Here is an 8389-nt window from a genome sequence, read left to right as displayed (position 1 = left end):
AGGCGTGCTTCACTGATACGAATCCACGTGTCGCCAAGCCGCCGAAAATATGAGCAAAACGAGTTTTATATGACTGACAAAGACCAAACCAAAGTTAAGCGCAAAGGCACATTCAAGAGCGCTCCGCTGCCAGAGCCGGTCAACACCAACGAGCCGCTGAAAGGTGACGAACTGGTCAAGCTCGCTGTTGCAGCCCTGGAAGACGTCAAGGCGCAGGACATTCAAATCATTGATGTTCGCGACAAGCAAAGCATCACTGACTACATGATCATCGCCACCGGTACGTCCAATCGCCAGATCAACGCGATGCTCGACAAAGTTCGCGAAGAAGTGAAAAAGCAGGGCGCCAAGCCGCTGGGCGAAGAAGGCAAGGGCGACAGCGACTGGGTACTGCTCGACCTCGATCTGGTGATCGTGCACATGATGACTGCCTCGGCGCGTCAGTTCTACGACCTGGAGCGCCTGTGGGCCGGTGCCGAGCAAAGCCGTGCGGCCGACGCCAAGCACCACAGCCCGGAAAACACCCACGAGCATTTCACCAAGCTCAACAAAGACCAGCTGTAAGGGATTGCTGTGCGACTGCGACTGATCGCCGTCGGTTCACGCATGCCCAAATGGGTGGAAGAAGGCTGGCATGAATATGCCAAGCGTCTTCCGTCCGAGCTGGCGCTGGAACTGGTGGAAATACCGCTCAACACCCGTGGCAAGAATGCCGACGTGGCCCGTTTCATCCGCCAGGAAGGCGAAGCCATGCTGGCCAAGGTCGGGCCGAACGAGCGGATCGTCACGCTGGAAGTCCACGGCAAACCCTGGAGCACCGAGCAGCTTGCGGTCGAACTCGACCGTTGGCGGCTGGATTCGCGCACGGTCAATTTCATGGTCGGTGGACCGGAAGGTCTGGCGCCGGAAGTCTGCGCCCGTGCTGATCAGCGATGGTCGTTGTCACCGTTGACGCTGCCGCACCCGCTGGTGCGGATCCTGATCGGCGAACAGTTGTACCGTGCCTGGACCGTGCTGTCCGGTCACCCTTACCACAAGTAAGCCTGCCCTCATGTCTCAGCCGATCCGCATCAAGGACCACGAAAAGGACGCACGCCTGGTGCGTAGCCGCGTCGTGTTCGGGGCCGTTGTGGTGGTGGCGCTGATTTGTGTGCTGATTGCGCGGCTGTATTACTTGCAGGTGATCCAGTACGAGTACCACTCGACGCTGTCGGAAAACAACCGCGTCCACGTTCAGCCGATTCCGCCGACGCGCGGGCTGATTTTCGACCGCAACGGTGTGGTGGTGGCGGACAACCGGCCGAGTTTCAGCCTGAGCATGACCCGCGAGCGCTCCGGCGACTGGCAGCAAGTGCTCGATGTGATCGTCGAAGTGCTGGAACTGACGCCCGAGGACCGGGTGATCTTCGAGAAACGCATGCGTCAGGGGCGCCGGCCATTCGAGCCGGTGCCGGTCCTGTTCGAGCTGACCGAAGAGCAGATCGCCCGCATCGCGGTGAATCAGTTCCGTCTGCCCGGCGTTGAAGTGGTCGCGCAACTGGTTCGTCACTATCCACAGGGCGCGCACTTCGCGCACTCGGTGGGTTACATGGGGCGGATCAACGAGAAAGAGCTGAAAAGCCTCGATCCGGTCAACTACAGCGGCACCCACCACATCGGCAAGACCGGTATCGAGCGTTTCTACGAACCGGAGTTGCACGGTCAGGTCGGTTACGAAGAAGTCGAGACCAACGCCCGTGGCCGCGTCTTGCGCGTGCTCAAGCGTACCGATCCGATTCCCGGCAAGGATATTGTCCTCAGCCTCGACATCAAATTGCAGGAAGCGGCCGAAGCTGCGCTCGGCGGGCGTCGTGGTGCGGTGGTTGCGCTGGATCCGAAGACCGGCGAAGTGCTGGCCATGGTCAGTCAGCCGAGCTTCGACCCGAACCTGTTCGTCACCGGGATCAGCTTCAAGGCCTACGCCGAGCTGCGCGATTCCATCGACCGGCCGCTGTTCAACCGTGTGCTGCGCGGTCTGTACCCGCCGGGTTCGACGATCAAGCCGGCGGTGGCGATTGCCGGTCTCGATTCGGGTGTGGTGACGGCGTCGAGCCGGGTGTTCGACCCGGGCTACTACATGCTGCCGAACTACGATCACAAGTACCGTAACTGGAACCGCACCGGTGACGGCTTCGTCGACCTCGATACGGCGATCATGCGTTCCAACGACACCTATTTCTACGACCTCGCGCACAAGCTGGGCATCGATCGGCTGTCGGCTTACATGAACAAGTTCGGCATCGGCCAGAAGGTCTCGCTGGACATGTTCGAAGAATCTCCTGGCCTGATGCCGTCTCGCGAATGGAAACGTGCGACCCGCAAGCAGGCCTGGTTCCCGGGCGAAACCCTGATTCTCGGGATCGGCCAGGGCTACATGCAATCAACCCCGCTGCAACTGGCCCAGGCCACGGCGCTGGTCGCCAACAAAGGCGTGTGGAACCGTCCGCATCTGGCCAAATCCCTCGAAGGGGTGAAGCCGGTGGACGAAAACCCGATGCCGGACATTATCCTGCGTGATCCGTCGGACTGGACCAAGGTCAACCACGGCATGCAGCAAGTGATGCACGGTGCCCGCGGCACCGCGCGCAAAGCGGCCATTGGCGCGCAATACCGTATCGCCGGTAAATCGGGTACGGCGCAGGTGGTGGCGATCAAGCAGGGCGAGAAGTACGACCGCTCCAAGGTTCAGGAGCGCCATCGTGACCACGCCTTGTTCGTCGGCTTCGCCCCGGCCGATGACCCGCGAATCGTCGTGTCGGTGATGGTCGAGAACGGTGAATCCGGCTCCGGCGTTGCCGCGCCAGTGGTGCGTCAGGTCATGGACGCCTGGCTGCTCGATCAGGACGGACGTTTGAAGGCCGAATACGCCAGCCCAATCAGTGCGGAGGCTACGGCCCGTGATGAATAATTTTGATCGCATGCTCTCCAGTGAGGATGTGATGCGTCGCCGCGCGACGCTGCTGCAAAGACTGCATATCGATGGCCCGTTGCTGATCCTGCTGCTGATCCTCGCCGCCGGCAGCCTGTTCGTGTTGTATTCGGCCAGCGGCAAGAGCTGGGACCTGCTGGCCAAGCAGGCCACTTCGTTCGGCATCGGTCTGGTGTCGATGATCGTCATCGCCCAGTTCGAGCCGCGTTTCATGGCGCGCTGGGTGCCGCTCGGGTATGTGATCGGCGTGGTGCTGCTGATGGTGGTGGACATCATGGGCCACAACGCCATGGGCGCTACGCGCTGGATCAACATCCCCGGGGTGATCCGCTTCCAGCCCTCGGAGTTCATGAAGATCCTGATGCCGGCGACCATTGCCTGGTATCTGTCCAAACGCACCTTGCCGCCGCAACTCAAGCATGTCGGCATCAGCCTGATGCTGATCGGTGTGCCCTTCATTCTGATCGTGCGTCAGCCCGACCTCGGCACCTCGCTGCTGATTCTCGCTGGTGGCGCGTTCGTGCTGTTCATGGGCGGCTTGCGCTGGCGCTGGATTCTCAGCGTGCTGGCGGCTGCCGTACCCGTGGCCGTGGCCATGTGGTTCTTCATCATGCACGACTACCAGAAGCAACGAATCCTGACGTTCCTCGACCCGGAAAGCGATCCGCTCGGCACGGGCTGGAACATCATTCAGTCGAAAGCCGCGATCGGTTCCGGCGGCGTCTTCGGCAAGGGCTGGCTGCTCGGCACCCAGTCGCACCTGGACTTCCTGCCAGAAAGCCACACCGACTTCATTATTGCCGTACTGGGCGAAGAGTTCGGTCTGGTGGGCATCTGCGCGCTGCTGCTGATTTACCTTTTATTGATCGGCCGGGGGCTGGTGATCACCGCTCAGGCGCAGACGCTGTTCGGCAAATTGCTCGCTGGCGCGTTGACCATGACGTTTTTTGTTTACGTTTTCGTCAACATCGGTATGGTCAGTGGCCTGTTGCCGGTCGTAGGGGTGCCGTTGCCATTCATTAGCTACGGAGGAACTTCGCTGGTGACGCTGCTGTCAGCGTTTGGGGTTTTGATGTCGATCCATACCCATCGCAAGTGGATCGCACAGGTTTGAATAAGGTGAAGAGTTCAATGCAAGTAATGCGTGGCTGGGCGACTCGATGCGCGCCGCTGGTTGGCCTGATGGGCCTGCTGGGCAGCGTCCAGGAAGCGCTGGCCGGCGAATACGAAGGCTCACCTCAGGTGGCCGAATTCGTCGGTGAAATGACCCGCGACTACGGTTTCGCCGGTGAGCAATTGATGGGTGTTTTCCGCGAGGCTCAGCGCAAACAGGCGATTCTCGACGCCATCTCCAGACCCGCCGAGCGGGTCAAACAGTGGAAAGAATATCGCCCGATGTTCATCACTGACGCGCGCATTGCGCGAGGTGTGGACTTCTGGCGCCAGCACGAGGCCACTCTGGCGCGTGCCGAGCAGGAATACGGCGTGCCGGCACAAGTCATCGTGTCGATTATCGGCGTTGAGACCTTTTTCGGACGTAATACCGGTAATTACCGGGTGATCGATGCCTTGTCCACGCTCGGATTCGACTATCCTCCCCGTGCCGAATTTTTCCGCAAGGAACTGCGTGAGTTCCTGCTACTGGCCCGTGAAGAGCAGGTCGATCCATTGACGCTCAAAGGCTCGTACGCCGGGGCTATGGGCCTGCCGCAGTTCATGCCGAGCAGCTTTCGCGCCTATGCGGTGGACTTCGACGGTGACGGCCACATCAATATCTGGAACAACCCGGATGATGCGATCGGCAGCGTTGCGAGTTATTTCAAGCGTCACGGCTGGGTCGCCGGTGAGCCGGTGGTCAGCCGGGCGGATGTGCGCGGCGAGCAGGTCGATGAAGGTCTGACCACCGGCATCGAGCCGACAAAGACGGTTGGAGAGTTGCGAGCGCTGGGCTGGTCAAGTCATGATGCGCTGCGCGATGATATGCCGGTTACTGCATTTCGCCTCGAAGGCGACAACGGCCCTGAATACTGGATGGGCCTGAAGAATTTCTACGCGATCACGCGTTATAACCGCAGCGTGATGTACGCCATGGCCGTACATCAACTGTCTGAACAGCTGGTACAAGCACGGGGCGTCAAGTAATGCGGGCATTGCCTAACAATAAACCCCTGAAGCTGGTGGCATTCGCTGCGTTGGCGGTATTGGTCGCCAGTTGCACGACCAGCCGTTCCCCGACGCCGAAAACCGCCAATACCGTTGTGCGAGCGCAGCCGGGTCTGGATATCAACCGCGCGCACAAAGATGGCGCGCCGTGGTGGGACGTCGATGTGTCGCGCATTCCTGATGCCACGCCGACCCTGCACACCGGTCCGTACAAGGCCAACCCGTACACCGTACTGGGCAAAACCTACTTCCCGTTGCAGGAATCCAAGACCTACGTCGCCTCCGGCACGGCGTCCTGGTACGGCACCAAGTTTCACGGTCAGAACACCGCCAACGGCGAGGTTTATGACCTGTACGGCATGAGCGCCGCCCACAAGACTTTGCCACTGCCAAGTTACGTTCGGGTGACCAATCTGGACAACAACAAGAGTGTGATCCTGCGAGTCAACGACCGTGGGCCGTTCTACTCTGATCGCATCATCGACTTGTCTTACGCGGCCGCGAAGAAACTCGGTTACGCCGAAATCGGTACGGCGCGGGTCAAGGTCGAGGGCATCGATCCCCAGCAGTGGTGGGCCGCCAAGGGCCGTCCGGCGCCTTTGATGCTCAACGAGCCACAAGTCGCGCAGAACAGCGCTCCGGTGATCACGGCCTCGGCCGGCACTGTCGAGCAGTGGACGCCGCCGCCGCAACAACATGCCTCTGACACCGTCCCTGTGCCGATGAGTGCAAAAAAAAACGCTTCTGCAACAGCAACTGGCCAGTATCTGCAGGTGGGCGCGTTCGCCAACCCGGACGCTGCAGAACTGCTGAGGTCGAAGCTCAGCGGGATGGTGAGCGCTCCGGTGTTCATCAGCTCGATCGTGCGCAATCAGCAGACCCTGCACCGGGTTCGCCTGGGACCGATCGGCTCGCCGGGTGAAATTGCCCAGGTGCAGAACAGCGTGCGCCTGGCCAACCTTGGTTCGCCAAGTGTGGTCACCGAGTAATACGTAGAACTTGATTGACGGTTCACTTGCGGTATTGGGGGGTGAACCAGGTTGTTGGCTCGTCGAAGAACAAAAGCCCGGCAAGGGTGACTGGAGTGAGCAACTGAACACGCGATGGCTCGTTAGAAAGTCATCTGATTAAATTTTGTCCGCAAGGACAGTTTCCATTAGCGATTTCGAGAGACGGATGAACATCACCACCTTTGCCAAACGCCTGTGTCTGCTAGTCCCGCTGCTCCTCTCGCCAGCCGCCTTCGCGGCCGAGATGATGCCGTCGCCACCTCAACTGGCCGCAAAAGCTTACGTTCTGATGGACGCCAGCAGCGGCAACGTGCTGGTCGAAAACAATGGCGACCAGCGCCTGCCTCCGGCCAGCCTGACCAAACTGATGACCGCGTACATCGCTACGCTGGAAATCCGTCGCGGCCAGATCGGTGAAAACGACCCGGTGACCGTCAGCGAAAACGCCTGGCGCACCGGTGGTTCGCGGATGTTCATCAAGGTCGGCTCGCAGGTGACGGTCAGCGACCTGCTGCACGGCATCATCATTCAGTCCGGCAACGACGCCAGCGTGGCGCTGTCCGAGCACATCGCCGGCAGCGAAGACGCCTTCGCCGACCTGATGAACAAGACTGTCACCGATCTGGGCATGACCAACTCCCACTTCATGAACCCGACCGGTCTGCCAAACCCTGAGCACTACTCGTCGGCTCACGACATGGCGATCCTGGCCCGCGCGATCATCCACGAAGACCCGGCTCACTACGCGATCTACTCGCAGAAAGAGTTCTTCTGGAACGGTATCAAGCAACCTAACCGCAACCTGCTGCTGTGGCGCGACAAGACTGTTGACGGCCTGAAAACCGGTCACACCGACGAAGCCGGCTACTGCATGGTGTCCTCGGCTGTACGTGACGGCCAGCGCCTGATCGCTGTAGTGTTCGGCACCAACAGCGAAGTGGCTCGCGCCGCTGAAACCCAGAAGCTGCTGACCTACGGTTTCCGCTTCTTCGAAACCCAGACCTTCTATCAGAAGGGCACCGAACTGGCTCAGGCCCCGGTGTGGAAAGGCACCACCAATCAAGTCAAGGCCGGCCTGGCTGAAGACCTGACCATGACTCTGCCGAAAGGCCAGCTGAAGAAGCTCGCTGCCAGCATGACCATGAACCCGCAACTGACCGCGCCAATCGCCAAGGGCGACGTGATCGGTAAAGTCGAAGTCAAGCTGGAAGACAAGGTCGTGCACAGCGCTGACCTGATTGCTCTGGATGGCGTCGAGGAGGGTGGTATCTTCCGCCGCATGTGGGATAGCATCCGTCTATTCTTCTACGGCTTGTTCAACTGATTTGTGTTGACCTGCATGGCCCCGCCCCGATCCGGTGCGGGGCCATGTGCGTTACCACGGCTTACGAGGCCGTTACGCCATGACCGATACCGAAGTAAAGGCGCCAAAGATCGAATTTCCTCAGACTGATTATCCGATTAAGGTGATCAGCGATACGGGTGTTGGCAACAAGGACAGGATCATCGAGATCGTCCTGAAACACGCGACCATCAATGACGAGCGCATCGACGAGCGTCAAAGCACCAACGGCAAATACACCACTATCCAGTTGCACATCGTCGCGACCGACCAGGACCAGCTGTACAACATCAACAGCGAACTGCGGGCGACCGGCTTCGTGCACATGGTGTTGTGATGTCTGGCACGCTGGGCTTTCGTGAGCTCGGCCAGATGGCTTACGAGCCGGTCTGGCATGCCATGCAACGCTTTACCAACGAACGCGGCAGCGATGCCGCCGACGAAATCTGGCTCGTCGAACACCCGCCGGTGTTCACTCAGGGCCAGGCCGGCAAGGCCGAACATCTGTTGCTGCCGGGAGATATCCCGGTGGTGCAGGTCGATCGCGGCGGGCAGGTGACTTATCATGGCCCCGGCCAATTGGTGGCTTATCTGTTGCTGGATGTGCGCAAGCTGGGTTTCGGCGTGCGTGATCTGGTCAGTCGCATGGAGCTTTGCCTGATCGAATTGCTGGCCAGCTACGGCGTGACCGCAGCGGCCAAGCCCGATGCTCCCGGCGTCTACGTCGATGGAGCGAAAATCGCTTCACTGGGTTTGCGGATTCGCCACGGTTGTTCCTTTCATGGCCTGGCCCTGAACGTGGATATGAACCTGGAACCGTTTCGACGGATTAATCCCTGCGGCTATGCCGGGCTGGCGATGACCCAGCTGAGCGATCACGCAGGATCGATTGAATTTGCCGAGGTA

Annotated in this window: 8 protein-coding genes and 1 pseudogene; all 9 read left to right on the top strand. The window is 60.0% G+C overall.

Annotation, left to right across the window (positions count from 1 at the left end; translation table 11 throughout):
• Positions 1-69 precede the first annotated feature (69 nt).
• A complete protein-coding gene (rsfS, locus tag ACIONG_RS26845) occupies positions 70-564 on the top strand; it encodes a ribosome silencing factor (protein WP_016986117.1) in 495 nt (164 codons plus the stop codon).
• A 9-nt stretch (positions 565-573) separates the two neighbouring features.
• Complete coding sequence (gene rlmH, locus ACIONG_RS26840) at positions 574-1041, top strand: 23S rRNA (pseudouridine(1915)-N(3))-methyltransferase RlmH (RefSeq protein WP_003185785.1); 468 nt, start codon at positions 574-576, stop codon at positions 1039-1041.
• Between the two features lie 10 nt (positions 1042-1051).
• Positions 1052-2947, top strand: coding sequence for a penicillin-binding protein 2 (gene mrdA, locus ACIONG_RS26835; protein ID WP_103303687.1), 1896 nt, complete (start codon positions 1052-1054; stop codon positions 2945-2947).
• Between the two features lie 31 nt (positions 2948-2978).
• Positions 2979-4082, top strand: a complete 1104-nt coding sequence (gene rodA, locus ACIONG_RS26830) for a rod shape-determining protein RodA (RefSeq protein ID WP_177431391.1) — start codon at positions 2979-2981, stop codon at positions 4080-4082.
• Positions 4083-4099: 17 nt separating this feature from the next.
• Positions 4100-5110, top strand: coding sequence for a lytic murein transglycosylase B (mltB, locus tag ACIONG_RS26825; protein ID WP_103303685.1), 1011 nt, complete (start codon positions 4100-4102; stop codon positions 5108-5110).
• Positions 5110-6120 carry a septal ring lytic transglycosylase RlpA family protein gene (locus tag ACIONG_RS26820; protein WP_103303684.1) on the top strand — a complete coding sequence of 337 codons (1011 nt, stop codon included), beginning with the start codon at positions 5110-5112 and terminating at the stop codon, positions 6118-6120. The genes mltB and ACIONG_RS26820 overlap by 1 nt, the downstream gene beginning before the upstream one ends.
• Before the next feature lie 187 nt (positions 6121-6307).
• Entirely contained in the window at positions 6308-7465 is a 1158-nt protein-coding gene (locus tag ACIONG_RS26815; protein ID WP_038361911.1) for a D-alanyl-D-alanine carboxypeptidase family protein, read from the top strand.
• A gap of 79 nt (positions 7466-7544) precedes the next feature.
• Positions 7545-7820, top strand: coding sequence for a DUF493 domain-containing protein (locus ACIONG_RS26810; protein ID WP_103303683.1), 276 nt, complete (start codon positions 7545-7547; stop codon positions 7818-7820).
• Positions 7820-8389, top strand: a pseudogene (gene lipB / locus ACIONG_RS26805) (lipoyl(octanoyl) transferase LipB); the annotation flags it as partial. The gene ACIONG_RS26810 and the pseudogene lipB, both read left to right, overlap by 1 nt.

The sequence above is a fragment of the Pseudomonas sp. NPDC087817 genome (assembly GCF_044742875.1).
Taxonomy (GTDB): Bacteria; Pseudomonadota; Gammaproteobacteria; order Pseudomonadales; family Pseudomonadaceae; genus Aquipseudomonas.
The sequence above is the reverse complement of the archived record's forward strand: the minus strand, read 5'-3'. Positions and strand labels throughout refer to the sequence as shown.

Bases quoted from the DNA above. Each gene is read 5' to 3' on its own strand.
- rsfS (WP_016986117.1), top strand. From the start codon at position 70: ATGACTGACAAAGACCAAACCAAAGTTAAGCGCAAAGGCACATTCAAG.
- ACIONG_RS26810 (WP_103303683.1), top strand. From the start codon at position 7,545: ATGACCGATACCGAAGTAAAGGCGCCAAAGATCGAATTTCCTCAGACT.
- ACIONG_RS26820 (WP_103303684.1), top strand. From the start codon at position 5,110: ATGCGGGCATTGCCTAACAATAAACCCCTGAAGCTGGTGGCATTCGCT.
- rodA (WP_177431391.1), top strand. From the start codon at position 2,979: ATGCGTCGCCGCGCGACGCTGCTGCAAAGACTGCATATCGATGGCCCG.
- mrdA (WP_103303687.1), top strand. From the start codon at position 1,052: ATGTCTCAGCCGATCCGCATCAAGGACCACGAAAAGGACGCACGCCTG.
- mltB (WP_103303685.1), top strand. From the start codon at position 4,100: ATGCAAGTAATGCGTGGCTGGGCGACTCGATGCGCGCCGCTGGTTGGC.
- ACIONG_RS26815 (WP_038361911.1), top strand. From the start codon at position 6,308: ATGAACATCACCACCTTTGCCAAACGCCTGTGTCTGCTAGTCCCGCTG.